Origin of the sequence: Hyalangium gracile (assembly GCF_020103725.1) — a bacterium.
GTDB lineage: Bacteria > Myxococcota > Myxococcia > Myxococcales > Myxococcaceae > Hyalangium > Hyalangium gracile.
Map to the genome: position 1 here is coordinate 273436 of NZ_JAHXBG010000012.1, position 25082 is coordinate 298517.

Sequence of the window (25082 nt, forward strand, 5' to 3'; positions counted from 1 at the left end):
TGATGTCACGCCCGCCCCACCTCCGTCAGGTTCAGCTCGCGCTCGGGCCCGGCCGGGTCAACGGCCTCGGGTCCGCCAGCGTCGCAGCAGCTCCCCGGCGCTGCCTCCCCGCTCCAGGCGCGCCTCGCGCAGCACTCCCTCCGGGCTGAGCTCCAGGACGAACTGAAGCGTCGGCTCGCCGTGCAGGTGGTACCGCAAGTCACTGATGCGGAGCTCGGAGCCCCCGTCCTGCCGTGGAGCCGTGGACACGAGGGGAAAGCGCGCCCAGGCGAGCGCCTCGCGTGCGGTGGGGAGGTTCCTCAGGCGCTCCGGTAGCGCGTCGGGCGAGGGTCGAGGCCACTGCCGCTCCTCCTGGGGACCGCTGCCCAGGGAGATAGTGCCGACCCTGTATTCTCCCGGGAGCACGGTCACGTAGCGCCAGGTGGTGACCGACAGCCAGGCGGGGAATACCTGCACCCGCTCCGCGCCTGGAGAGGCCGCCCGCACGCGCTGGCTCAGCACTCCCTGGAGTGTGATGCGCAGGCCCAGGTAGGCCACCGAGAGCGCCGCCCCCACGAGCAGCGCCCGTCGCCACAGGGCCTTGCGGCGCCAGGCCCAGACAGCCCCCGCGAGCAGCGGCAGCGTCACCCACGGATCCACGACCATCGTCCAGTCCAGCGTCCAGCGCCGGTCCGAGAAGGGTAGCAGCACGCGGGTGCCCCAGCCCGTCCACAGGTCCGCCAGCAGGTGCGCGAGGTGGACGGAGAGCAGGCTGTAGAGGAAGACAGGCCCGGTGCGCGCCGTGCGGAAGACGAGCCGCGCCACGGCGGTGGCGGCCAGGGCAATCACTGGGGTGAACACCAGCGCGTGCGAGAGCCCCCGGTGCGCCTGCAGCGCATGGACGACGGAGTTCTCCGCGGGCAGCAGGTTGTCCAGGTCCGGCAGCTCGGCGGCTAGCGCGCACCCGAGCAGCACGGCCTTGTCCGTGGCGGACAGCGGTCCTCCCACGGCATCAGGTCGGCGCAGCGCGCCGATGGCGAGTCCCAGCAGTCCGTGCGTGAGGTTGTCCATGAGAGCACTCCCTCCATAGCAGACGTTCCGGCCGGTGCCGCCGGGTGCCATGATGATCGGATGGAGGATTCAGTCCTTGTCCGTGTGGTCGATGCGCTCCGGCCCGTGAGCGGCCTGTCGGCCATCGTCCTCGGGGGCTCTCGTGGACGGGGAACGGCGGGCCCCGCGTCCGACTACGACATCGGCCTCTACTATGAGCCGGAGGCCCCCATCGACGTCGAGGCGCTGCGCTCGGCCATCGTCCCGCTGGTCGACGATCCCTCCGCGACGGTGACCCGGATCGGCGAGTGGGGTCCGTGGATCAACGGTGGCGGCTGGCTCCGCATCGACGGCGCCAAGGTCGACCTTCTCTACCGCGACCTCGGCCGTGTGCGTGCCGTCATCGCCGAGGCGCGGCAGGGCCGCTTCACGATGAACTACCAGGTGGGGCACCCTCACGGCTTCTGCTCGGCCATCTGGATGGGGGAGGTCGCCACGTGCCGGCCGCTGTTCGATCCGGCTGGCCTCATTGCCGCGCTGAAGGGCGAGACGTGGCCGTATCCGAAGGCTTTGAAGGACGCGCTGGTCGCCCGCTTTGGCTGGGAGGTGGACTTCGCCATCGACAATGCCGAGCTTGCGGCCCGGCGTGGCGAGCGCACCCACATCGCGGGATGCGCCTACCGGGCGCTGTGCTGCCTGGCCCAGGTGCTGTTCGCCCTGAATGGCCGTTACCTGATCAACGAGAAGGGAGCCGTCCCCGAGGCCGCGACCTACCCGATCACGATCGTGGGCCTGGTGCAGGCGCAGGACGAGATCTGGAAGGCCATCGGTGACGGCGAGCACGAGCGCGCGCTGCGCCGCCTGCGCGACCTGTCCGGCAGTCTGCGGGCCCTCCTCGAGCGGGCGGGAACCGGGGATTGAGGCGTGGTGAGGCGCCGACGCTACCGTGGCTGGTACAGGGCAGCCAGCGTCACACGAGGATGGAGAAGAGCCGGACGAACCTGCGCGTCCGCTATATCGCGAGCTTGACGACGACCGCGGGGTAGTAGTCCTCCTGGCCAACGAAGTAGTCCCAGAAGTCGAACTCCTTTCCCCACGACCAGACCTTGAACTCTCCCGAGGCGGGGGGCTTGTTGGGCTTGACTGGCACGTACACCCAGTGGGTCACGTTGTTGTAGGCCTGGAACTTCGTGTCGTTGGGCTTGTCGCCCACCCCGAGGATGATCCCGCTCCAGGTGCGCGAGGACGTGGAGCCGCCGCTTTGTACCTGCTGGATCTCTCGCGTGAGTGCCGCCTGGTTGCGCTGCTTCTGCGCCAGGGAGGTCTGCTTCTGCGCCTGGATGAACTCGGTCGTCGGAATGACGGTCTGTCCAGCCACCGTCACGCCGACGAGCTGGAGCAGGTTCGGCAGGACATCCGACGGCAAGGCCAGATCGCCGCGCTTGTAGGAGAGCCCTTGCGCGAACGATGCGTTCACCTTGGCATTGGCCGCGAGGAGCTCCTTCACCTTCGTGGCTGGCTGGGAGAGCGCCGTGTCCGTGGTGAGATTGCTGTGGGCCCAGCTCCAGAGCTGCGAGTAGGTCTCGCACTTCGCCCAGTCGCCATCGCTCTTCTCCTTCGAGCTCTCCTTGAAGAGCATCATCAGCCCGTGGCAGAGCATCCAGTCCTCTCGCGCGTCGATGTCGAGGATGCCCGCATCCTGGCGCTTGAGCAGGCGCAGGGTGATGCGCGTGGACTTGGGGACGCCGGGATATGCCTTGCAGGAGAGGAGACAGTTGAGGAAGTCCTTGAGTGCCGTGCTCTTCGTGACGAAGAGGTGCATCAGCGTCGCCGCGAAGCCACAGCAGCCGCTGTTCTGGTCGAGGATGGAAGGATCCTTCTTGCACTCTTCGATCGTGGGCATGGGAATGGCTCCTTCGTGAGTCATTCCTGGGTAGCACGCACGCCTCGAGCGAAAAAATGACCATGATCGGCGCATGCGATGGCCGGGAAATGGCCATCACCTCAGCGGTGGCGGCAGGCCACTACCGGGGACTGGTCTGGGGACTCGAAGAGAAGACGGAGCGAGACCGCGAGCTCTGGATGATGTCCAGCAGGGCCTGTCTCAGGCTGTTGGAGTCGTCGGCTGTGTAATACATGCCGCCGCCTACCTGGGCGGTGTGCTTCAGCAGGTTGCTGTTGATGCCGAAGCCCACCGTATAGGTGATGACGTTCTGCTTGCCGGTGGTGTCGAAGTCACCGACCTGGGGAGGTGCGCTCTCCTGCAGGTCCTGCTCGTAGAGCATCTTGGCCACGTCATCCAGGTAGTAGTTGGGGTTGTCGTCGGTGAAGCTGGTTTCGCTGGTGCCCTTGTCTCGGCTGGAGGCGCTGGTACCCGAGGTGCACGGCGCGGAGTCCGGACAGTACACGGGGCCACCATTCACCGTGCGCAGCTGGGCCGCCTGCGCGGAGGTGAAGCTGTCGCTGCTGGGCTCACCGTCGGTGATGATGATGACCGTGGGGGCCTGGCAGCTCCAGCAGATGCTGCGGCCCTGCGTGTCGAGCGGGCTGTTCTTGAACTCGGGCGGGTAGGTGTAGCTCGAGCCGAAGTTGAACCGCGTCTGGTAGATGCTGTCGTCCGAGGTGAAGTAGTAGCCGATGTTGAGCAGCGACCGGCCCAGCGGCGTGCCCGTGGTGAACTGCAGGCCGTTGATGGAGTTGATGTAGCTGGCGCGGTAGGCGTCGAAGGCGCTGGCGTCCGCGGCGTGCTGCTGGCACGAGGGGTTCTGGCGCTGGAGCACCGTGCTGTAGGGGCTGCTGTTCGAGAAGTGGGTGATGCCCACGCGCACCTTGCTCAGATCCTTGATGATGGACTTGAGCACGGCCTTCGCGGTGACGTACTTGGGCGGGTTGAAGTTGAGGAAGCGACCCCAGAAGATGAAGTCCAGGTTGCTCAGGGGCGGGGTGTCGCGCCCAGTGGCGCCTGGCAGCTTCCAGTAACCCTTGGTGCCCAGGCACTGGAGGCACTGGTTGTAGGTCGGGGCGTTGGTGGTGTCCCAGCTGGGTACCTGCGACTGGCAGGCCTGCTCTTTCGTGGTCCACTGGAAGGCCGGCTCGCTGCTGTCGTTCCAGTACATGTACGCGTAGAACTTGTCGTCCTGGAACAGGTTGGGGAAGCCGTTGTCCGAGCCGAGTCCGGTGCCTGGATCCGGGAGGGGATAGCGAAAGCTCGGATCCCAGCCTCGGCTGGTCGAGAACGCGTCGAGGCGTGGGTTGACGCAGCCGTCGGCGGTGATGTTGAAGAAGGAGCTGTGCTCGCTGTTGCTGATCTGCGGCAGCTCCCGCATGGAGCCCGACGTATCGAAGAGGATGTGGAGGTGGGTGCTTCCGGTGAGGGAGGGAGGGGTGTTGCCAGGCACGCACGTGTTGAGGGGACCCCCGTCGGGAGTCCCCCCGTCCGGAACTCCCGCGTCGGGGTCTCCCGCGTCCGGCACCCCCGAGTCCGGCAGCCCTGAGTCCGGCACTCCCGCGTCCTCGACTCCCGCGTCAGGAGAGGGCCCGGCATCCGGCGCCTCGCCACAGCGATCCGGGTTGCGTCGGCAGAACGCGTCCACCTCCTGATCGAAGTTGGAGCAGGCGCAGAGGAGCAGCAGCAGGCTGGCGAGAGCGCCGCGCAGGACCTTCGATGTCATGGTTTCTCCTGGGGAAGTCCTTGGAACTCAAAGGCCCGGTGTTCCTATATGCCCGATTTTACTCAGGATACCCCGGTCTGGAACAGGGATTCCATGCGATTCCAAGAGCCTGAGAAATTCCGGCGCAACTCCTCAGGGGCTGATTCGATAATCAGGCCAGGAGATACACATGGCCAACTACCGCATCCGTCGGGGCGACACCCTCTCTGCCCTGGCCACCCGCTTCAAGACCACCGTCTCGGCGCTCGCTCGCGCCAACAAGATCGCCAACCCCAACCTCATCATCGCTGGCAAGACCCTGCGCGTTCCGGGCGCCGGCGGTGACAGCTTCGAGGGCCCCAAGGGCACTGGCGGTTCGAAGGGCACTGGCGGTTCGAAGGGCACCGGCGGCTCGAAGGGCACAGGCGGCACGAAGGGCACCGGCGGCGCCGCGGCCCCGGGCAATGCGACGCCCGCGATGCGCAAGCTGGCGGAGGCGGGCCGCAAGGCCGCGCTGGGCATGGGCGGCTACAACAGCCAGGGCCTGTGCGCCACCGGCGTGAGCCGGGCCATCCAGAACGCCTTCGGCTTCAAGGTCTGGGGCAACGGCAACCAGATCGACAACAACCTGCCGCGCGACAAGTTCAAGCAGGTGAACATGTCGCTCGCGGAGGCGCTGAAGATCCCCGGCCTCGTCCTCACCTGGGAGAAGACCCCGTCGCGCCTGGGCAGCATCTATGGCCACACCGCCATCACCACCGGTGACGGCAAGTCGTCCGTGAGTGACTTCATCGAGCGCAACACGCTCGGAGCCAGCGGCCGCAGCGGCCTGAAGATCTTCATGCCGACCATGTAGTTTCCGCCTCGTTGCGGAGCACCTGCGCCCCCGGGGTCGTCGACCGGGGGCGTTGTCGTGTCCGCGCCTCGATGCCTGAAGCGTGCGCTCTCGGCTCAGGGCACTCGAGCGTCACGCGCGTGTCACGAGGCAAGACATGACGTTTTTATGTCTTCCTGGCATTCGAGTAGTGCCATTGGAATGACATCCATGCGGGTGCAATGGCGCGCGTGCGTCATTATGTCCACGGCTCCTCATCCCCCAGGAGCCTGACATGGCGTTGTCTCTTGCTCGATCAACTCTCCTCCTGTCCTTCTTCTTCCTCGGTGCCACCGGCTGCGGCGACGAGGAGAGTCCGCCCCCCGAGACGCCTCCTCGCGAGGTCAGCATCCCCTTCGAGGTGCGCGTCGGCGGCCAACCGTTCGCTTGCGGACAGCGCTACACGGGGCTGGGCACGACGGGGACGACATACGAGCCTCTCGATTTCCGCATGTACCTCCACGACGTCCGGCTCGTCTCGGACGGTGGAGAGGAGGTGCCCGTCACCCTGACGAATGACGGCGAGTGGCAGGCCGAGGGCGCCGCCCTCCTCGACTTCGAGAACAAGACCGGTTCGTGCACCAATGGCACGGCGAAGACTCGCACGCGCGTCGTTGGCACCGTGCCCGCGGGGAACTACCGGGGGCTGCGCTTCCGGCTGGGGCTGCCTGCCTCGCTCAACCACCAGGATGTCTCCACCGCGCCGGCGCCCTTCAATGATCCCACGCTCTTCTGGGGCTGGCGCACCGGCTATGTCTTCCTTCGCGTGGATGGTCGCACCACCGGCCTGAAGGCCGGCCACTTCATGCACCTGGGCAGCATCGACTGCGAGGGCCCGCCTCCTGGACAGACCACGGGCTCCGCCGGGTGCGCCTTCCCCAACCGTCCCGAGATTGCCCTGGATGCGTTCGAGCCCGACACGGGCAAGGTCGTCCTGGACGTGGCCTCGCTCTTCGCCGACACCAACCTGGATGCCAACTCGGAGGTGAGCAACACCTCGATCGGGTGCATGTCGCAGAAGCAGGATCCGGACTGCACTCCCATCTTCCACCGGCTGGGACTCTCCCTGAACAGCGCGGCGCCCGCGCCGGCCCCTCAGTCCTTCATCCGGGCGGAATAGGTGAGCGCCATGACTTCACACACGCATCGGTGGACGGGAGTGCTGGTGGCGATGGCCTGGCTGGGCTCGGGCTGCGGAGACTCGGAGCATGAGCATGAGCCGGTGCCGGACACCTACGAGTGGCGGCTTCCCGTGGGCTTCCCCAAGCCCCGGGTTCCGGCGGACAACCCGATGACGGAGGCGAAGGTGGAGCTCGGCCGGCGCCTCTTCTATGACAATCGCCTGTCGCTCAACGGCACCCAGTCCTGCGGCTCGTGCCACCTGCAGTCCCTGGCCTTCACGGATGGCCTGAAGAATGCCGAGGGCAGCACCGGGCAGATCCACCGTCGCAATGCCCAGGGGTTGGCCAACGTCGCCTATGCCACGAGCCTCACCTGGGCGAACCCCTCCCTGACCACGCTGGAGCTCCAGGCCCTGACGCCGCTGTTTGGCACCGAGCCGGTGGAGCTGGGGTTCGCGGATCGGGAGGAGGAGCTGCTCGAGCGCCTGCGCGGAGACGCGGAGCTCGTCGGCCGCTTCGCGGAGGCCTTCCCCCAGAAGGCCGAGCCCGTGGTCCTGTCCTCCATCACGCACGCCCTGGCCTCCTTCCAGCGCGCGCTGCTCTCCGGCAACTCCCCGTACGACCGCTACGTCTACCGGGGGGAGTCGAACGCCCTCTCGGAGTCGGCGAAGCGTGGCATGGAGCTCTTCATGTCCGAGCGCCTGGAGTGCAACCACTGCCACTCCGGCTTCAACTTCATGGATGCGTCGGCCTCCGTGCTCACCGACACGCCCGTCCAGGCCTTCCACAACACCGGCCTCTACAACGAGGACGGGGAGGGGGCCTACCCCACCGTGGATCCGGGGGTCATCGAGCTGACGGGGAAGGACTCGGACATGGGGCGCTTCCGCGCCTCCTCGCTGCGCAATGTCGCCGTCACGGCCCCCTACATGCATGACGGCAGCATCGCGACGCTCTCCGAGGTGATCGACCACTACGCCGCCGGAGGCCGGGCGCGCATGATCCAGGGAGGCCAGCTGAGCCCGCTGCAGAGCGGCTTCGTGCGAGGCTTCACGCTGACGCAGGAGGAGCGGGCGGACCTCCTCGCCTTCCTGGAGGCCCTCACCGACACGGAGTTCCTGAGCGATCCTCGCTTCTCGGATCCCTTCGCGAAGCCCTGAGCCCTACTCGGGCTCGGGTGGCCCCAGCCTGGAGTCGGTGAGGAAGGACTCGTCCGTCAGCGCCTCGAGAAAGGCGAGGATGGCGGCCTTCTCACCGTCCTCCAGGCTCAGGCCTGGAGCGCCGTCGCCGCGCTGGAAGAGCGGATCCAGCGTGGCCGACGGCACCATGCCGTGGCGGTAGTGCTCCAGCACCGCGTCGAGCGTGGCCAGGCGCCCGTCGTGCATGTAGGGCGCCGAGCGAGTCACGTTCCGCAGCGTGGGAGTCTTGTAGCGCCCGTCATCCTCGGTGCTCAGGGTGATGCGGCCTCGTCCCCGCGTCACCTCCGTGTCCGAGCCGAACCGGGAGTCCAGGCCGTTGTTGTGGAAGGCGTTGTCCGTGAAGAGCTCCGTGCCGTGGCACGGCGCGCAGTGCCGCTGCACGAGCGCGAGCCCGGCCTCTTCCTGGGCGCTCAGCGCCTCGCCCGGCTCACCGCGCCGCCAGCGATCGTAGCGCGAGTCCGCGGACACCAGCGTCCGCTGGAACTGGGCGAGCGCCCGCAGGAGGTTGCTCAGCGACAGCCCGCCAGGCCCGAAGGCCGCCTCGAAGCGCCTCACCGCCTCGGGCTGCGCCGCCAGCCGCTCCATCAGCGCGGGGAGGTCGGCCTGGCCCAGCTCGTCGGGGTGGGTGAGGGGCGCGAGCGAGAGGGACTCGAGGTTCTTCATGCCCCCGTCCCAGAAGAGCTCTCCCACCCAGGCGAGGTTGACGAGCGGCGGGGTGTGCCGCGCGAGCGGCTGGCCCGTCACCCCGCGCCGCGACAGGGCCGCGTCATCCGAGAAGGCACGCGCCTGGTCGTGACAGCTGGCGCAGGAGACCTGCCCGGTGCTCGAGAGCGAGGGGGAATGAAACAACCACCGCCCCAAGGCGACCCCCTCGGGCGTGAGGGGATTTCCCTGAGGCGTTGGAAGGGAGGAGAAGCCCGCCGGCAGGTGCCGCGGGCCGGGCTCATCCTCCCCAGGGTGAAGCGGCGGTCCTCCGGGCTCCTCGCCGCACGCGCCCAGCAGGACGGGCAGCAGGAGCCCGGCGACCGCTCGCCGGAGCGCGCGAGGGCTCACCACCGATTCGGATTCTCCACCGACACCACCGAGAACATGTCCTTGAAGCCGTTGGACAGCGTCGCGCGAGCGGCGGCCTGCCCGGCGTTGATGGTGGGGGTGGTGGCGGGGCTGAGCTCACCGAAGAGGCGGGACACGTCCGCGCGCAGGTTCACGCTCAGGCGCTTCTTCGCGCTCACGGTGACCGGCGTGGTGAAGGTCTGCCGCGTGGTGCGGTAGTCGGCGTTGGTGCCCGTCTCCCACGCGAAGGTGCCGGTGCTGCCGTCCGTGGCGATGAACTCACCCTTGGTCTTGGTGAAGATGTAGCTGGTGAACCACATCCAGGTCAGCGTGGTCATGTTCCGGAGCATGTGCAGCTCTCCCGCCTGCAGGCTCAGGTCGTCGTTGTGGGTGGGATCCACGCCCACGCTGAACTCGATGGCGGTGTAGACGCCGGCGGGCACCGAGGACACGCTCAGCTGCTCGCGACGGTTGGCGGGGAGCTTCGGCCGAGACGGGCCGGACTCGGAGCCGCCCTCGATGGCCTGCTCCTTGATGACCTCCATCAGGTAGTAGCTGTCGGGCAGCGGCACCGCGGTGCCGTCCTGCTTGATGAGCTTGATGTTGGACAGCCAGTAGCGCAGCTCGGTGAAGGTGACCTTCTCTCCGGCCGCGGTGGTGTACTGCTGATCCAGCGCGAACGGCGCGCCGCCGAAGCTCAGCGCCGCGGAGAGCTCCAGGCTGCCGTCCAGGCCCGCGATGCGCGTCTCGAGGGCGGAGATCTCCGCCTTCGCCTTGTCGAGCTGCACGAGCACGCCCTGCCAGTCCTGGCTCGCCAGCAGGGCCTTCGCCTCGGCCAGCTGCGTGCGCAGCGAGTCCATCTGCGCGGTCATCTCCGCCTTCTCCTCCTGCGAGGCGTTGGCGTCCTGCTGCTGCCGCGCGACCTGGGCCTCCAGCTCGCGCACGCGGCCTTCCAGCTCCGAGACGTGCTGCTCGAGGCGCTGCTTCTCTTCGGCGGTGAGCGCGGGATCGGTGGTCTCGCTCTCTCCGCAGGCGGGAACGACGGTGAAGATCAATGCCGCGAACAGAAGCGCGCGGCCGATGGAGAAACTCGGCGTCGTGAGGGGGATGGTCATGGTGGCGCCATTGTTAACGAGGTCTCCGGCGACCTCGCCACGGCTAATCGCTTGCTACAGCGTCACCGTGCCATCGAGCGTGTCGCTGGAATCGAGGTGTTTCCCTGGAGATGAAATTTACAACTCCGTTACGAAAGGCCGAGCCTGGGAGGAAGGGTGGCCCGCGCCAGGCCGGAAATATTTCGTCATCTCGCGGAGGCAGGCCTGACATGCGCGCGTGTTAGGCCGCGGGCTCCTGCCGTCCCCGGCAGCGTTCCCTCCTGACAACGAGATGAAGCATGACCGCGTCCGCCACTCGCGAGGAGCCACTCCAGGCGCTCCTGGTCGAGGATGATGAGAAGCTGGCTCGACTGACGGCCCGCTACCTGGAACAACGAGGCGTCACCACCATCGTGGTCCGCTCGGGACCGGAGGCCCTGGTCGAGACGGCGCGCCGTCCTTTCGACGTCGTCCTGCTGGACATCATGCTCCCGGGCCGTGATGGGCTGGAGGTGTGTCGGGAGCTGAGGCAGCGCTCGCACGTGCCGATCATCATGGTGACGGCCCGGGATGAAGAGGCCGACCGCGTCCTCGGCCTGGAGCTCGGCGCGGACGACTACCTGTCCAAGCCCTTCTCCTCGAGAGAGCTGCTGGCGCGGATCCACGCTCAGGTCCGCCGGGCTCGGGGCAAGGCGGGGCCGGAGCAGGGCACGCTGCGCGTGGGCCGGCTGACGCTCGACACGCGCGGCTTCCAGGCCAACCTGGACGGAAGGCCCCTGAGCATCACCTCCCACGAGTTCTCCCTGCTGCGCGTGCTGGCCGAGCGGGCCGGGCAGGTGCTCACGCGCGAGAAGCTCCTGGAGCTCGCCAGGGGCAGCGCGGAGGAGGTGTTCGATCGCTCGGTCGACGTGCACATCTTCCGCATCCGCCAGAAGCTCGAGGAGAACCCGCGCCAGCCCCGGCTCCTCAAGACGGTGCGCGGCGCGGGCTACGTGCTGGTGGCGGGGGAGGAGCCATGAGCGAGCGTCCCGCGGCCTGGTACCACCGGCTGTTGCCGCGCATCTATCTCATCGGCGTGCTGCACTTCTCGCTCATCATGGGCGCGCTCACCCTGGCGAGGAACCTCCTGCTGCCGCCGCCCGATCAGCGGGAGGTGCAGCGGCAGGCCTCTCATCTGGCCCTGGAGCTGGCTCCGCTGCTCCATGCCTCTCCGGGATTCGAGGAGGGGGCCGCACGGGCCCGCCAGCGGCTGGGCGCACGCATCACCCTGCGTGACGCCCGGGGAGCGCTGCTGGCAAGCAACGTCGACGTACCCCACGCCCCGCTGCACGCGGCCGCCGTGGCGAGGCTCGAGCGGGAGCGGGTGCTCACGGTCGATGCGACAGCCACGGTCGGGGTGGCGATTCCAGAGCAGGGGGCCCTGAGCGCCTACGCCCTGGTCACCCTGCCCCGACGGGCGGCGACTCCGGAGCGGCTGGTGCTCCTGGGCTTCATCGTGCTCGTCTGCACGGCGTTGATGTCGCTGCTCATGGCTCGCACGCTGGTTGCGCCCTTGGAGCGGCTGGTGACGACGGCCCGGCGCTTCGGAGCGGGGGCCCTGGAGTCGCGCACGGGGCTGCATCGGCGTGACGAGCTGGGCCTGGTGGCCGAGGCCTTCGACGAGATGGCCGAGCGCATCACTCGGCTGCTGCGCTCCCAGAAGGAGCTGATCGCCAATGTGTCGCATGAGCTGCGCACCCCGCTGTCTCGCATCCGCGTGGCCCTGGATCTGGCCGCCGAGGGCGACGCGGCCGAGGCCCGGGAGGCGCTCGCGGACATCGCGGGGGACCTCGTCGAGCTGGAGCGCCTGGTGGGAGACGTGCTGACCATGGCGCGGCTCGAGCTCTCCCATGGCGCCGCCACCGGGGCCACGCCGCCCCTGCGCCGGGAGCCGGTGGAGGCCCGGGAGCTGCTGGACAGGGCCGCGGAACGCTTCCGCTCCGCGCGCCCGAACCACCGGCTGTCGGTGAGCGAGGAAGGGCCGTTGCCCGTCCTGCGGGCGGATCCGGTGCTCTTGCGTCGTGTGCTCGACAACCTGCTCGACAACGCGGGCAAGTACTCCGAGCCGGGGACGGAGGTTGCCCTGCGGGCCCAGGTGCGCGCGGGGTGCCTGGAGGTGGTGGTCATGGACGAGGGGATTGGCGTCGGAGAGCAGGATGTGCCGCATCTCTTCACTCCCTTCTTTCGAAGTGACCGCAGCCGGGCGCGCGATACCGGCGGAGTGGGCCTGGGGCTCACGCTCGCGCGTCGCGTCGCCGAGGCCCATGGAGGCAGCCTCGTGTTGGAGCGTCGCTCCGAGACAGGACTGCTCGCGAGGCTGCGCCTGCCCGTGGATGGCGCCGTGACGCGGGAGGCGGCCGGCCCCCCCCGCCTCGAGGGGACCGGCCCCGCGGCGGAGGTCAGGGCGAGTCGACGGTGACAGCCGCCGCGGTTGGCTTGAAGCTGCCCGCGCGCGCGCTGAGGTGCAGCACCTCTCCGGGCGTGGCGGGGAGGGCCAGAAGCGCCACGCCCTCCGCGTTCGTCTCCACCTCCCTGCCTGCGATGGAGACGGTGGCGCCGAGCACCGGCCTTGCCGTCGGGTCATCCGCCACTCGCGCCGCCACTCGCACCGTCACCTCGGCCCACCCGGCGGTGGAGCCGGTGGCGCGGGCCTCCAGCAGCTCGAGCGGCGGCTGGGGTGTGAGCGGGCAGGAGTCCTGGGTCGGCACACCCTCCAGCCGGTGTCCGTTCACCTCACTCACCACCTGGCCCTGGAACGGGATGCGCTCGTGCTCCGCCAGCGCTCCCAGGAGGGTGAGGGTGCCGCGCAGGAAGCCGGTGTTCCTGCCTCGCACCGTCAGGTCGGCCTCCCAGCGGCCCAGCAGGATGGGGGAGGGCGTGGTCAGCGACTCCGTCCCGCTCAGGAAGCTCTCCCCATCATCCGAATAGTCGCTGTAGCGCACCCGCCAGCTCCCGCCCGAGAAGCTCCCCAGGAAGGTGAGGGTGGCCGTTCCAGAGTGCTGGCCGTGGATGGTTCGACCTGGCACCTGACGCGCGGCCAGGCCGGTATACGCGTCGTAGGGCACCGTCGTGCGTTCCAGCTCGAGCGTGGAGATGTCCACGATGGGAACGGGTGGGGTGGGGGCCCGAGCGGGGAACCGGAGGATGCGCAGCCGCTGCCAGGTTCCCGGTTTCCCCTTGCCTCCCACGCGCTCCTCCTTGATGAGCGCCCGGGTCCCATCCGGGAACCAATCGAACTTGCGCGCCAGCGTCCAGCCCTCCTCCAGCAGGAGCGGCTGTCCGCCGTAGGTGCCGCGCTCGCCCTGGCGATCCATCAGCCACATCTCGTTGAGGCACTGGCGGTTGTTCCAGAGCGCCAGCCGGCCGAGCTGGGACCAGGCCACCATGTCGATGAGAGAGGGCCGGACCACCTGCGTGAAGACGTTCGTGCGCTCCAGTCCCCTGGCGGAGGTGTAGGCCAGGCGTGTCCCATCGGGAGAGGGGAAGCTCAGCTCGCTGTAGTCCAGGTGATGGGTGACACGCCGGTGGAGGCCGGTGGCCAGGTCGAACTCGAAGACGTCTCCGTTCAGCGCCGAGCCTTGGGACTGATACATCACCGTGCGGCCCCCGAGGCCGATCTCGTTGGCCTCGAAGTGGCGCCCGCCGAGCGTCCAGCCCTCGGGGCCCTCGCCGAGCTGATACGGAGGATTGAAGACACGCGGCTCGATGACGACGTACTCGCTCGCGTGGCGGACCAGCTGGCCCAGGATCATCCGGGGCCCATCGAGCACTCCCACTTCCGTCCACAGCACGTGCCTGTCATCTGGGAAGAGGCGGTGCTCCCGGTTCTGGACGCCCTGGAGAAAGCCGTCGGCGGGGTGGCGGACTGGCAGCATCGCGCGCTGCTGGCAGTCGAGGAGGCTGGGGGCACACTCCAGGATGTACGCCTGGATGTCACCCTTGCCGAAGAGAGGGCGCAAGGCCTCGACACCGGCCGGCGCTTCCTGGGTGCTGATCATCAGCCTCCGCATGTCCTGGAAGGGGGCGACATCCCCGAGGGCCCCTCTCGAGGAGAGCTCCAGGCCACACGTCAGGCATTGAAACCCGCCGCCATCCCGCCTCAGGGTGGCCAGCTGGGACAGGCCATCCGCCTGCCGGAACGTCAGGAGGACATGCCGCGCATCCGGCAGCAGCCGCGCGGCGTAGTCGGACGCGGAGACCTCCGGTGGCACCGGGATCTCCTGCTCGACTTCGATGGGCTCCAACGGAGGGGGCTCGCCCGCCGTGGCCGGAAGGGCCAGCAGGGTCAGGAGGGCTGCCAGGTGCCACGGTGCAGGCGTACCTGGCAAGCAGGGACGTGCTCCTCCAATGGTTCTCGGTTGCGATCGGCTCATGTGTCTTCTCCCGTGAGAGGGCCCCGGTTCGGAGATGCCAGGAGTCGCGGAGTCGCGAATCCCAAGGGGCCTGCACAGGGTGCAGCCACGAGGCGACGTGGGAATGTCTCGCGTATTTCAGCAGATGTCCGCGGACAGGCCGAGAGCCACCGGCCAGGGTGGCGGCTCGGGAAAATTCAAGCCCGAGATGAAATCAGGTTGCATCCAGAAGGAGTGACTCCGTCAGCCTCGAGTCGGGCATAGACTTGGAGCGCTTGGGCGCAATACGCATCGAACTCCTGGGTGGAGCGCGCATCCGCGCGGAGCAAGGTGAGACGCGGTCGCTGGAGAAGAAGACGGCGGCCCTGCTGGCCTATCTGGCGCTCGAAGGTGAGACGTCGCGCCCCATCCTCGCCGGCCTGTTCTGGCCTGACTCTCGAGAGATGACCGCGCGCAACAACCTGTCCCAGGTGGTGCGGCGTCTGCGCGAGCTGACGGGAGAGGCGGGCATCGAGGGCCGCGACACCTTGCGGCTGTCCGACACCCTGCTCGTGGACCTGCGCTCGCTCCTGCGCGGAGAGCCGGCGTGGATGAAGAGCAAGGTCGGCCCGCTGCTCGCGGGGCTGAGCTACGACGGCTGCGAGGCGCTGGAGGACTGGCTGGCCACGGCTCGCTCGCGCGTGCTGGTCCTGCAGCAGCGCGCGCTGGGAGCGCGGGTGCTGAGGGAGGAGCGCGAAGGCCAGCTGTCCACGGCGCTGGAGCTGGCCCAGCAGCTGCTCCAGCTGGAGCCCACCTCCGAGGAGGCGTTCCGGCACCTCATGCGCCTGCACCACCGGCTGGGAGACCGGAGCACCGCGCTGCAGGTCTGGCGGCAGTGCGAGGAGGTGCTGCGGCGCGAGCTGGGGCTCAGCCCCTCGGAGGAGACGCGCCAGCTCGCCCGGGAACTCGAGAAGGCGCTCCCCCCGCCGCTCAGCCATCCCCCGTCACGACGGGCCCTGCCACTCTCGGTGGTGCACCCCCCCATCCTGGCGGGCCGCGAGCGGGAGTGGGCGCGGATGGAGCGGGCCTGGGAGGTGCGCCAGCCCATGTTCGTGATGGGACCGCCGGGCGTGGGCAAGTCCCGGCTGATGGCGGAGTTCGCCCGCTCCCGAGGCCGCTGGTTGCTGCTGACGGCCCGTCCGGGAGACTTCGACGTTCCCTACGCCACCCACGCCCGGAGCGCGCGCACGCTGCTGCGGCAGAAGCCGGGGCTGGTGCTGGAGGGCTGGGTGCGGCGCGAGCTGTCGCGGCTGCTGCCGGAGCTGGGAGAGGAGCCGCTGCCCCTGCCGCCCCCTCCGGAAGAGAAGACGCGCTTCTTCGCGGCCGTCATCCACCTGCTGCGCCAGACGGTGAGCGACATGGACGTCATCGCCTATGACGACGCCCAGTACAGCGACCCGGGGAGCAGCGAGCTCAGCTTCTACATCATGGCGGAGCTCCGGGAGGAGGTCGTCGCCCGGCGCTTCCCCCTGTTCGTCGGCAGCGAGCGCATCGACGAGACCCTCTGGAAGGGCGAGCGCATGCGGCAGGTCGCCGATGCCGGGCAGGCGGAGTGGATCCAGCTCGATCCGCTCGGTCCCGAGGCGGTGCAGCGGCTGCTGCGCGGCATGAACGTCCCCGCGCTGGAGGACATCTCCGAAGACATCACCCGCTACACCGGCGGCAACCCGCTGTTCATCGTGGAGACGGCCAAGCACCTCATCGAGTCCGGAGGCCTCGACGGAGGCGTGCCCGCGGTGCTCTCGGCCCCGGGAAGGGTCAAGGCCCTCATCCAGAAGCGCCTGGCGCGGCTGTCTCCCGAGGCGCTCCGGCTGGCGCAGGTGCTCGCCGTCGCCCAGGCCGACGTCAGTGTGGAGCAGGCCGCCGCGGCGATGGAGACGCCGCCGGAGCGGCTGATGGCCGTCTGGCAGGAGCTGGAAGAGGCCGCGCTCGTGCGAGGGGGCTGGTTCAGCCACGATCTCGTGGGCGAGAGCGTCCTGGCCGAGCTTCCCTCGGCGATCCGTGAGCTGCTGGCATCCAGGCTCGCCCGGTGCCGGGGAGTCCTGAATTAGCATGTATTGCGGCGAGACCTGCCTTCACAGTCATTCCCCAGTCATGCTCCCCTGCTACGAGGCAGTCCTCCGCGCAGGAATGGCCTGCCGGGAATGCAAGGACCCCCTCTCGTGAACTCTCGCCCTCTCCCGCCTCCCTTCCGCCAAGCTTCACGGTTCTTCCGCCAGGTGACCCTCGGCTCGATGCTCTCGCTGAGTTTCCTGGGGGCGTTCGCGGCGCCCGCGCCCGCGGCCGCCGTCACGGAAGTGAAGTTCCCGGACGACGCGCCCGTGTTCAACGTGCAGCGCTACGGCGCCAAGGGCGATGGCGTGACGGATGACACCCAGGCCTTCAAGAACGCGATCAACGCCGCCCTGAGCGCCAGCGGCCGGTACGGTGCCCAGAACATCATCTACGTGCCCAACGGCATCTATAAGATCACCGATACCCTCAAGAGCGCCGTCACCAACACGACGACGTGGCACGGCTTCCGCTCGGGGCTCTTCCTGCAGGGCGAGAGCCAGGCGGGGACCATCCTGCGCCTTCCCAGCGCGACGCCGGGCTACACGACCGCCGCGACTCCGAAGGCGGTGCTCCTGACGGGCTCGGAGCACGGGGGCTTCCCCGCCGACTTCCCCGCGGGCGAAGGCAACGAGGCCTTCCGCCACTACATCCGCAACCTCACCGTCGAGGTGGGCGCCGACAACCCGGGTGCCGTGGGGATCGACTTCCTGGTGAACAACCGGGGCGGCATCTTCAACGTCACCGTGAAGTCGCTGGACGCCAACCGAGTCGGGCATACGGGCATCAAGATGGATCGCCAGTGGCCCGGCCCTGGCCTCATCAAGAACGTGACCGTGGTGGGCTTCGAGCGGGGCATCTCCATGGACAACCACGCCCAGTTCGGCATGACGTTCGAGAAGATCACGCTCCAGAACCAGCGCGGCTACGGGCTCTACGTGGGCACCAACACGGCGGTCATCCGGGGGCTGACGAGCACCAACTCCGTGCCCGTGCTGCACCTGAACTCCAGCCGGGCGCACGCGGTGCTGCTCGACGGCGTCTTCACGGGCGGGGCCTCGAGCGTCAGCGCGATCACCAGCTCGGGCAAGCTCTACGCCCGCAACGTGAAGAGCACCGGCTACGGCATGGTCATCCAGGACAACGGCGCCAACAACCGGGATGTCGCCGGTGGTAGCGCGACGGTGACGGTGGCCGAGTACAAGTCGTTCGGTGAGCACAAGGAGTTCGCGGACTCCATCCCGGGCGCCATCCACCTGCAGGTGAGGGACACGCCGGAGTTCAACACCACGGACCTCACCCAGTGGATCAACGTGAAGAGCAAGGGCTCCACGGAGGAGGACGCTCTGGGCGCCATCCAGAGGGCCATCGACGAGAACCTGCCCATCGTCTACCTGCCACAGGGCAGCTACTACGTGTCCAACACCATCGTGCTGCGAGGGTCGATCCGGAAGCTCATCGGCCTGGGCGCCTACATCGGCAAGACGAGCGACTTCCCTGACGGTGCGCCCCTGTTCCGCTTCGACGGCGGAGGGCCGGACTTCACGGTCCTCCAGAACCTGCGGGTGAACGGGGATGTGCAGCACAACAGCATCAAGACGCTCGTCATCGCCAACAGCGACATCGAGGGGACCTACACCAACACCTCCAAGGGAACGGGCAATCTCTATCTCGAGGACGTCATCGGCCCCTCGCCGCTCAACATCACGACGCCCCAGAGGGTCTGGGCCCGCCAGCTGAACATCGAGTTCCACGGGGATGAGACGACCAACCACATCACCAACAACAAGGGCCAGCTATGGATCCTCGGCTACAAGACGGAGGGCGAGCATGGCTCCCTGCTGGTGAACAACGGAGGCTGGGTCGAGCTGCTCGGCGGCTTCTTCTATCCGAACAGTGGACAGGGGACCGCGCCCATGATCATCAACAACGATGGCTCCCTGAGCCTCACCTACAAGAAGGATGATCTGACCAGCAACAACTATCCCATCCACGTCCGCGACATTCGCGGGACGGTGACCAGTGACTTCACGGCCGCGGAGGCTCCCAGCGGCAACAACTGCGCGCTCTACAGCAGCGCGAAGACGAAGTACTCCGCCGCCGCCGCGTTCATCAGCACCGTGCTCTCCGCCGAGGACGAGCAGCCGCTCTCGAGCAGCGTCCAGGAGCAGTAGGCCCGGCTGCGCGCGGCAGGGCCCTTCTGGGGGGAGGGCCCTGCTGAGGCTCCTTGTGCTTCAGGGGGCAGGGGAGGACTGGGGGGGAGGTTCGTGCCGGGACAGTTACCCGGGCGATGGGCTGGCACGGGGTCTGCAATCCCAAGCCTCGTCATCTCACGACGGAGGCACATGTGATTCACGAGGTTACGGGCGACATCCTGCTGTCCAAGGCTCAGGCCATCGCACACGGCATCGCGCCGGGAGACCCCTTCGACCAGGGGCTGGCGCTGGCGCTGAGGGATCGCTGGCCGGCCATGCTGAAGGACTTCCGGCACTACTCGCACTCGCACCATCCCCAGCCCGGGCAGGCCTGGGTGTGGGGGGCCAGCACGGGCCAGCGCATCATCAACCTCATGACGCAGGACGCGGCGCCGGGAGAGAAGGGCCGGCCGGGCCGGGCGCGCCTGGAGTCCGTCAACCACGCCCTGCGCGAGCTGCGGCGCATCGCCCAGGAGGAGAAGCTCACCAGCATCGCCTTGCCGCGCCTGGCCACCGGCGTCGGCGGCCTGGACTGGAAGGACGTCCTCCCCCTCATCCACACCCACCTGGGGACGGCCGGCATCCCGGTCATCGTCTACAGCACCTACCGGGCGAATCAGCAGGCCGTGGAGCCCCTCTCCCCTCAGGGCTTCGCGCAAACCATGCGCCCCGAGGCGCGCTGACGAACACCTTGCGCGTCCGGGAGGCCACGGCGGGCTTCCCGGACGGCGGTCGACCAACCCAGGCGGGCCAGTGAGAACCGGGCAGGAGCCCCGGCCTCTCGCTGGCCCGTCGTCGTTCATGGCGGTGCCGGCTCAGGGAGGTGGGGACCACAGGCGGCGCCAGCGGCTGTACGGCGTGGTTGCGGGCCGAGGCGTCATCCGGGCGCGGTGCAGCATGGCCGGGCCCGCCGCCGTCGTCGTCTCGCTCCAGGCGGCCGTGTCCGGATCGAACGTGCCGCTGTGGCCCTCCGTCACCGCACGCACCAGCGGCAGGCCATACTCCCGCGATCGCGCCACCCCCATGGCCAGCGTCATCCGGTGGAGGAGCGCCCGGCGGAACCAGTGCTCGTTGCCGGCGTTGAGCAGCACCTGAGGGCGCTCGTCCGGGGTTACCAGCTCGGTGAAGGCGACCTCGTAGCAGAGCAGCGGGCGTACGGAGGCGCCGCTCGCCTCGAAGGCGCGCTGGGGGGGCCGCCACGCGCTCACGTTCGTCTTCAGCGTGTTGAGCTCGAGCGCGGCGAACAGGGAGCGCAGCAGCGAGCTGGGAACGTACTCGGAGAACGGGACGAGCTTCTGCTTGTAGTAGACGGGCTGGCCGCCGCGCAGCTCGACGAGGGCGTTGTAGCGACCCGCCGCTGGCGCCGGCAGCAACGCTCCCGCGAAGACAGGGCCGCCCTGGGGCCCGAGCACCTCGGCGAGAGGCTGGAGGTTCGCCCCACCGTCGCGGATGACGGACTCAGGCCAGACGACCCAGTCCGCTCGAGCCTCGCGAGTGGCCGCCACGTACTGGGAGAGCAGCGAGAGATCATCCCGCACGCTGTCTCCTGGCCCAGCGGAGGGAAGGGTGACGGTGGCGATCGTGACGGCGTGGACGTCGGCGGGAGTCGTCCATCGCGTGGGCAGCAAGAGGCCGAGGCCGAGCAGTGCCGCCGCCATCCCGGCGATGGGGACCGCCCTCGGTGTCTGGCTCCAGAGCCCGAGGCCCGCCGCCACCCACAGCGGGAGCAGCCCCGCCCCCTGGGCGCCGAGGACCGCCAGCCAGTGTCCGAGCGGCCCGAGCGCCATCCAGTAGCCGTAGTGCAGCCAGGGGAAGCCGAGCCACGCGTCGTGGATGAGCGCCTGGGTGAGCACCAGCCCTGGCGCGTGGAGCACGGGCAGCCAGGGTGCCAGGGCACTTCGGGACAGCCTGCTCGAGGCCCACCCCCACAGCCCGTACGGCAGCGCGATCAGCAGCAGGAAGCCGCCCACCACGCCGCCGCCGACGATGCGCTCGGTGGGAGTCAGCACATAGAGGACGTCGGTGATCCAGTACAGGGTGCTCGCCGCCAGCGTCACGCCGAACACCGCGCCTGCTCGAAGGCCCACGCGCGGCGCGGGGCACCTCGCCAGCGCGCGGAAGTAGCACGCGAAGCCGGCGACGAGCCCGAGCACGTTGGCGGGGAACACCCACAGCAGGTGCGCGGAGGCCCCCACCAGCAGGCCTCCCACGCCAGCGAGCACGTACGGCTTCCACGGCTCGGGCAGTGAGCTCCAGCGAGCGCTCAGCGCGGTCAGCAACCGGGCTTCACCTTGATCCAGCGGCCGTAGTGGTCCGAGTGCGTGTAGTAGGGCCAGAGCCGCTGGGCGCCATCCAGCGTCTTCCACGCGGGCGCCCACCCGCTGTACCCGAGCACCGTCGCCTGGCAGGTGCCGAACGCGGCGGGCTTGCCCAGCAGCACCGTGTCGAAGTCCGCCTTCAGGCCCGTGGCCATGCCATTGGGGCCGCTGTCCACCGAGGCGCCCACCCAGTTGGACTGGAAGGTCGCCGTCTCATAGGTGCCCATCACGGCCCCCGCCTGCCGGTAGGCATGGGGCTCCGAGAAGGAGCCGTCCGCCACCGCCTGCACCAGGAGCTGGTGGCCCTTGGTGCTCGCCAGGGCGCTGGTGAAGTCCGCGTTGAAGTCTCCGCCGAAGAGCACCGAGGCGGGCGGGTAGCTGGCCCGGTTCGCGCTCACCTGCGCGCGGATGTAGGCCAGCGACTGCTTCATGTTGGAGATGCGCGAGGTGTCCGACGCCGAGTCCCCATCCATGTGGCTGTTGCTGCCGTAGGTGAAGTGCGTGGTGAACACGTAGTAGTAGCGCCCTGCCTTGGCGAAGATGGCGCCCCAGACGCCCTTCTCCTTGTGCACGTCCACGCCGTTCACGTCCGTGAAGGCCTGGAAGGGCAGCTCCCTCACCAGCGTCGTCCCGCTCTTGTGGAAGAGCACCAGCCCGCTGCAGTCGTTCTCGATGGCGCCCTCCAGCGAGTCGTCGCAGTAGTAGCCGCTCGGCGTGAGCATGCTGTAGCCGCGCGCCGCCAGGTCCGCCTTGGGCCCGTCCTGGATGAGATCGTCATAGTCCCAGGCCTCCTGGAACATCAGCACGTCGGCGCACTTGCTCACCTTGCCGAGGCTCTGCTCCATCTCGTCCCCGAAGTCGACCACGAAGGGGACGTTGTGGAAGATGTTGTAGGTGGCCACCGAGAACGCGCCCGTGTCGTCGCACGTCTCGTTGACCTGCCAGGAGCGCGTGAGCGACGGGTTGAAGTAGTCCGACTCGCTCACGGCGTCGTACCAGGCCTTGGGGTGGCTCGCGTAGTTGGCATCGAACGCGGGGGGCGAGTCCGCCCGGGCGGCACTGGCCAGGGCCAGCACCAGCACGGTTGGAAGAGGGGAACAGCGCGGTACGAGCCGGCGGAGCTTCATCGCGGCCTCCTGTGATTACTGCAGGTGGTACTTCTCGAAGAGACTTCGATCGATCTCGGGCATGCGCTCGAGGAGCTGCTCCGGGGTGAGCCCCTCGCCGCGCAGCTTCGCCAGGAGCTGCTCCCGCTCCGCGTTGAAGGCGCTCAGGCGCTCGGCGCGCTCCCGTTGCTCGTGGCGGAACGCGAGCTCCCTCGAGGCCGCTTCCGCTCCAGCCTGACGCTCCAGCACGGCGCGACGTGCCGCCTCATCCAGCGGGCCGGAGGACTCGCGCAGCCGCAGCTCCTGCCGGGCCAGCTCCACCGGCTCCATCACCTCCGAGAGCCGCACGCCATGCTCGCGCTCGATGCGCCGCAGCTCGGCCTGCCAGGTGGCCACGTTCTGTTCGACGGAGGCTCCCGGGCTGCCCAGGAGCGTGTCCACCCTCGAGGGCAGCAGGAGCACGTCATCCGAGAGCCCGAAGAGGCGCGCGTCCAGCTCCGGGCCCAGGAGGCGCCGACGCTCCTCGCGGAAGCGCTCGAGGGCGGCGAAGTAGCCTCGCTCGCTCGATGAGGAGGCCTCCTGCACGACGAGCCGCTCGTACGCCGCATCCACCTGCTCCAGCCGGCTCCAGAGGAACTCGGGAGTGACGTCGTCCGGCAGGGCAAGGCGCTCTCGAAGCGAGGCAAACAGCAGGCCGCGGCACAGCTCGGCTCCACGAGTGCCCTCGAGCCCGAGCTGCTGGCTCCAGGCGCGTAGCTCCTCGGCGTGCCGCTCCACGAGTCCGCAGCGCCGGTCGAGCAGGCTCTGGAGGATGCGGCCTGGAGCCAGGGAGAAGTCCCCCTGGGCCGAGACGCGGCGCCAGGACCGCTCCAGGGAGTTTCGGACCCGTGCCGCCAGGAGCCGCGCCTGGATCTCTCTCGCCTCCGGCAGCGCCGCGGCGGTGGCGGGGCGGGGGCTCGAGGGCGCGGCCTCCGTCACCGGCTGGAGCGTCCGCGCCGTGGGTTCACCCTCGGTCACGCGGGCCGAGGCAGCCACGGATGCAGCTTCCACGGCAGGAGAGCGCGCGCGGTACGCCCAGAGCGCGCCGCCCGAGAGCACCGCACAGGCCACGAGCCCCCAGGCTCGACGTGGGACACGCCGCTTTTCCATGAAAAGCAAACCTAGAGGCTTTCACCAGGAGTGACAATGGTAGGGCCCCGCCCATCATCTGGATGTCCACGTTGGCCAGGAGGCGCTGTCGTAACCTCTCGCCCCATGGGGCTGCGCAGGGACTCATGGATTCTCCTGGGGTTGACGGTAGCCGCCACCGCACTGGCGCTCTTCATGCAGTCGCGGGGCAAGGCGTCGTGGCTCGAGGTTGGCGCCTTCATCACCGGAGCGCTGTGCGTCTGGCTGACGGTCAAGGAGAGCGTCTGGAGCTTCCCCATCAGCATGATCAACGTGGCGGTGTTCCTGTTCGTCTTCATCAACGCCCGGCTCTACGCGGACGCGGGGCTGCAGGTGGTGTACTTCGTCCTGAGCGCGATCGGCTGGTGGATGTGGCTCTTCGGCGGAGCGAACCGAACGGAGCTGCGGATCTCTCGCGTCCGAGCTCCCGAAGCGCTGCTCGTGGCGAGCCTGGGCCTGCTGTTCACGGTCGGCATGACGCTGTACCTGCGGCGCATCCCGGGCACGGTGCCGCTCGCTGACGCCGGGACGACGGCCCTCTCCCTGGCGGCGCAGTGGCTGCTCAACCGCAAGCGCCTGGAGACCTGGTGGTGCTGGATCGTCGTCGACGTGCTCTACATCCCGCTGTACGCGTACAAGGAGCTGTACCTCACGGCGATCCTCTACGTCGTGTTCCTCGGGATGGCGACGATGGGCTGGCTGGAGTGGCGGGCGCGGTTCGCGATGGGGCCTGTGGGAGCGGTGCAGGCGCCGCCTCTGCCAGGAGCACGGGCATGACCCTGGGCTTCGTCGTCGGCAAGTTCTATCCGCCGCACCGAGGGCACAAGCACCTCATCGACACCGCTCGGAGGCAGGTGGATCGGCTGGTCGTGCTGCTGCCGCACCATGTGACGCAGAAGATCCCGGGCGAGGTGCGCAAGCGATGGCTCGAGGAGATCCACCCGGACTGCGAGATCCACCTCGTGCCGGATGAGCTGGAGAACGACTCCGAGCAGTGGGCGAAGTTCACGCGCGAGTACCTCGGGCGGTCCCCGGACGTGGTGTTCACCAGCGAGGACTACGGCCCCGGGTTCGCCGAGCACCTGGGGTGCCGGCACGTGATGGTGGATCGCCTCCGGCAGACGGTTCCCGTGTCGGGCACCCTGGTCCGGCGGGAGCCGCTGAGCCACCTGGACTTCCTCGAGCCGTGCGTGAGGGCCTGGTTCGTGCGGCGGGTGGTGCTGAGCGGGGCCGAGTCGACCGGCAAGACGACGCTCGCGGCGTTGCTCGCGCGGGAGTTCGAGACCGCCTGGGTGCCGGAGTACGGCCGCGAGTACTGGGAGGCGAAGGTGGCGGGGCTCTCGATGGACGGCCCGCTGCCGGGATGGAGCAGCGAGGAGTTCGTGACGATCGCCTCGCGGCAGCAGCAGCGGGAGGAGCTCGCGGCGCGGAGCGCGAACAAGGTGCTCATCTGCGACACCAACGCGTTCGCGACGGGCCTGTGGCACGAGCGGTACCTGGGACATCGAGACGAGCGCGTGGACGCCATCGGCCGCGCGGACTCGGTCGCGCTGTACCTGCTGTGCGAGCCGGACTTTCCCTTCGTGCAGGATGGCTGGCGCGACGGGGAGCGCATCCGGGACTGGATGCACGGGCGCTTCGTGGAGGAGCTGGCGAAGACGGGGGTGGAGACGGTCCGCCTGAGAGGGCCGCTCGAGGCGCGCGTGCGAGAGGCGAAGCGGGCAATCGAGGCGGTTCTTCGCAAGCCCTTCGATCTATGAGTCCGTTCGGGTTAGCATCCGCGCATTCTTGCTT

At 68.8% G+C, this 25082-nt stretch carries 20 protein-coding genes; 11 read left to right on the plus strand and 9 right to left on the minus strand.

Features of this window, described 5'->3' with window-relative positions; translation table 11 throughout:
- Window positions 1-57: 57 nt before the first annotated feature.
- Complete coding sequence (locus tag KY572_RS25160) at window positions 58-1050, minus strand: metal-dependent hydrolase (RefSeq protein ID WP_224245500.1); 993 nt, start codon at window positions 1048-1050, stop codon at window positions 58-60.
- Window positions 1051-1134: 84 nt separating this feature from the next.
- On the opposite strand from KY572_RS25160, the gene KY572_RS25165 reads away from it, so the two are divergent.
- The gene (locus KY572_RS25165; protein WP_224245501.1) at window positions 1135-1950 is read left to right on the plus strand and encodes a nucleotidyltransferase domain-containing protein; all 816 of its coding nucleotides are present in this window, start codon (window positions 1135-1137) and stop codon (window positions 1948-1950) included.
- A gap of 91 nt (window positions 1951-2041) precedes the next feature.
- On the opposite strand, the gene KY572_RS25170 is transcribed toward KY572_RS25165, so the two are convergent.
- Window positions 2042-2932 carry a hypothetical protein gene (locus tag KY572_RS25170; protein WP_224245502.1) on the minus strand — a complete coding sequence of 297 codons (891 nt, stop codon included), beginning with the start codon at window positions 2930-2932 and terminating at the stop codon, window positions 2042-2044.
- A 121-nt stretch (window positions 2933-3053) separates the two neighbouring features.
- Window positions 3054-4700 (minus strand): pilus assembly protein, encoded by a 1647-nt coding sequence (locus KY572_RS25175; RefSeq protein WP_224245503.1) that lies wholly within the window; start codon window positions 4698-4700, stop codon window positions 3054-3056.
- A gap of 169 nt (window positions 4701-4869) precedes the next feature.
- Here KY572_RS25175 and KY572_RS25180 point away from each other — a divergent pair, with 169 nt between their 5' ends.
- From KY572_RS25180 to KY572_RS25190, 3 genes are all read left to right on the plus strand, one after another.
- Complete coding sequence (locus tag KY572_RS25180; protein ID WP_224245504.1) at window positions 4870-5535, plus strand: LysM peptidoglycan-binding domain-containing protein; 666 nt, start codon at window positions 4870-4872, stop codon at window positions 5533-5535.
- 253 nt (window positions 5536-5788) lie between these two features.
- Complete coding sequence (locus KY572_RS25185) at window positions 5789-6673, plus strand: MbnP family copper-binding protein (RefSeq protein WP_224245505.1); 885 nt, start codon at window positions 5789-5791, stop codon at window positions 6671-6673.
- Window positions 6674-6682: 9 nt separating this feature from the next.
- The gene (locus KY572_RS25190; protein WP_224245506.1) at window positions 6683-7834 is read left to right on the plus strand and encodes a methanobactin export MATE transporter MbnM; all 1152 of its coding nucleotides are present in this window, start codon (window positions 6683-6685) and stop codon (window positions 7832-7834) included.
- Window positions 7835-7837: 3 nt separating this feature from the next.
- On the opposite strand, the gene KY572_RS25195 is transcribed toward KY572_RS25190, so the two are convergent.
- Together KY572_RS25195 and KY572_RS25200 are read right to left on the minus strand one after the other, a co-directional pair.
- Window positions 7838-8929, minus strand: coding sequence for a cytochrome-c peroxidase (locus KY572_RS25195; RefSeq protein WP_224245507.1), 1092 nt, complete (start codon window positions 8927-8929; stop codon window positions 7838-7840).
- Entirely contained in the window at window positions 8923-10041 is a 1119-nt protein-coding gene (locus tag KY572_RS25200; RefSeq protein WP_224245508.1) for an MbnP family protein, read from the minus strand. The genes KY572_RS25195 and KY572_RS25200 overlap by 7 nt, the downstream gene beginning before the upstream one ends.
- Window positions 10042-10319: 278 nt before the next feature.
- On the opposite strand from KY572_RS25200, the gene KY572_RS25205 reads away from it, so the two are divergent.
- On the plus strand, window positions 10320-11039 hold the full coding sequence (locus KY572_RS25205; RefSeq protein ID WP_224245509.1) for a response regulator transcription factor: 720 nt from the start codon (window positions 10320-10322) through the stop codon (window positions 11037-11039).
- Complete coding sequence (locus KY572_RS25210; RefSeq protein WP_224245510.1) at window positions 11036-12478, plus strand: sensor histidine kinase; 1443 nt, start codon at window positions 11036-11038, stop codon at window positions 12476-12478. The genes KY572_RS25205 and KY572_RS25210 overlap by 4 nt, the downstream gene beginning before the upstream one ends.
- Here KY572_RS25210 and KY572_RS25215 read toward each other — a convergent pair.
- Window positions 12459-14387: a TolB-like translocation protein gene (locus KY572_RS25215; protein ID WP_224245511.1), complete on the minus strand. Its 1929-nt coding sequence runs from the start codon at window positions 14385-14387 to the stop codon at window positions 12459-12461. The genes KY572_RS25210 and KY572_RS25215 overlap by 20 nt on opposite strands.
- Window positions 14388-14686: 299 nt before the next feature.
- On the opposite strand from KY572_RS25215, the gene KY572_RS25220 reads away from it, so the two are divergent.
- The 3 genes from KY572_RS25220 (at window position 14687) to KY572_RS25230 (ending at window position 19380) form a co-directional block, all read left to right on the plus strand.
- The gene (locus KY572_RS25220; protein ID WP_224245512.1) at window positions 14687-16501 is read left to right on the plus strand and encodes an AAA family ATPase; all 1815 of its coding nucleotides are present in this window, start codon (window positions 14687-14689) and stop codon (window positions 16499-16501) included.
- A 183-nt stretch (window positions 16502-16684) separates the two neighbouring features.
- Entirely contained in the window at window positions 16685-18676 is a 1992-nt protein-coding gene (locus KY572_RS25225; protein ID WP_224245513.1) for a glycoside hydrolase family 55 protein, read from the plus strand.
- Window positions 18677-18849: 173 nt separating this feature from the next.
- Complete coding sequence (locus KY572_RS25230) at window positions 18850-19380, plus strand: macro domain-containing protein (protein WP_224245514.1); 531 nt, start codon at window positions 18850-18852, stop codon at window positions 19378-19380.
- Between the two features lie 132 nt (window positions 19381-19512).
- Here KY572_RS25230 and lnt read toward each other — a convergent pair whose 3' ends face one another.
- Genes lnt through KY572_RS25245 form a run of 3 tightly spaced genes read right to left on the minus strand, consistent with a single transcriptional unit; the run spans window position 19513 to window position 23156 of the window.
- Entirely contained in the window at window positions 19513-20976 is a 1464-nt protein-coding gene (lnt, locus tag KY572_RS25235; protein ID WP_224245515.1) for an apolipoprotein N-acyltransferase, read from the minus strand.
- Window positions 20970-22142: an exonuclease/endonuclease/phosphatase family protein gene (locus KY572_RS25240; RefSeq protein WP_224245516.1), complete on the minus strand. Its 1173-nt coding sequence runs from the start codon at window positions 22140-22142 to the stop codon at window positions 20970-20972. The genes lnt and KY572_RS25240 overlap by 7 nt, the downstream gene beginning before the upstream one ends.
- A 15-nt stretch (window positions 22143-22157) precedes the next feature.
- Complete coding sequence (locus KY572_RS25245) at window positions 22158-23156, minus strand: hypothetical protein (RefSeq protein ID WP_224245517.1); 999 nt, start codon at window positions 23154-23156, stop codon at window positions 22158-22160.
- A gap of 255 nt (window positions 23157-23411) precedes the next feature.
- On the opposite strand from KY572_RS25245, the gene pnuC reads away from it, so the two are divergent.
- Together pnuC and KY572_RS25255 are read left to right on the plus strand one after the other, a co-directional pair.
- Window positions 23412-24065 carry a nicotinamide riboside transporter PnuC gene (gene pnuC / locus KY572_RS25250; RefSeq protein ID WP_224245518.1) on the plus strand — a complete coding sequence of 218 codons (654 nt, stop codon included), beginning with the start codon at window positions 23412-23414 and terminating at the stop codon, window positions 24063-24065.
- Window positions 24062-25048, plus strand: coding sequence for an AAA family ATPase (locus KY572_RS25255; protein WP_224245519.1), 987 nt, complete (start codon window positions 24062-24064; stop codon window positions 25046-25048). The genes pnuC and KY572_RS25255 overlap by 4 nt, the downstream gene beginning before the upstream one ends.
- The last annotated feature ends 34 nt before the right edge of the window (window positions 25049-25082 follow it).